Annotated in this window: 1 protein-coding gene; it reads right to left on the reverse strand. The window is 65.1% G+C overall.

From position 1 onward, the window contains the following. A partial coding sequence (locus A9X04_RS32210) for an HAD-IC family P-type ATPase (RefSeq protein ID WP_156764224.1) occupies positions 1-684 on the reverse strand: 684 nt, incomplete at both ends.

Below are 684 nucleotides of genomic sequence, written 5' to 3' on the forward strand. Positions count from 1 at the left end.
GAAGTCGAACAGCGAGCTGATCGGTCCGAAGATCAGCATGAACCGGCGGATGAACGCGACGTTCCAGTGCGACGGCGCGTGCAGCTGCTCGGCGTCGACCCTGTCGGTGGGGATCGCCAGCTGCGAGGAGTCGTATAACAGGTTGTTCAGCAGGATCTGGCTGGGCAGCATCGGCAGGAACGGCAGCAGGGCCGATGCGGCCGCGGCGCTGAACATGTTCCCGAAGTTGCTCGACGTGCCCATCAGCACGTACTTGATGGTGTTGGCGAATATGCGCCGGCCCTCGGCGACGCCGGTGGCCAACACACCGAGGTCCTTCTCCAGCAGCACCACGTCGGCGGCGTCCTTGGCCACGTCGGTGGCGCTGTCCACCGAGATCCCCACGTCGGCGGCGTGCAACGCCAGCGCGTCGTTGACTCCATCGCCGAGGAACCCCACCGATCGGCCGGTGCGCCGCGCCGCGGTGATGAGCCGCGCCTTCTGCTCCGGCGAGATGCGGGCGAAGATGGTGTAATTCTGTGCGGCGTGCTCGAATTCTTCGTCGCCGAATTGTTCCATCTCCGCGCCGGTGATGGTTCCCTTTGAGGCCAAACCCAAGTCGGCGCACACCTTTTCGGCCACCCGCGCGTTGTCACCGGTAGCGATCTTCAGCTCGATGCCCAGATCCGCGAGCTGGGTTAGGGA

Origin of the sequence: Mycobacterium sp. E3247, assembly GCF_001667785.1 — a bacterium.
Lineage (GTDB): Bacteria > Actinomycetota > Actinomycetes > Mycobacteriales > Mycobacteriaceae > Mycobacterium.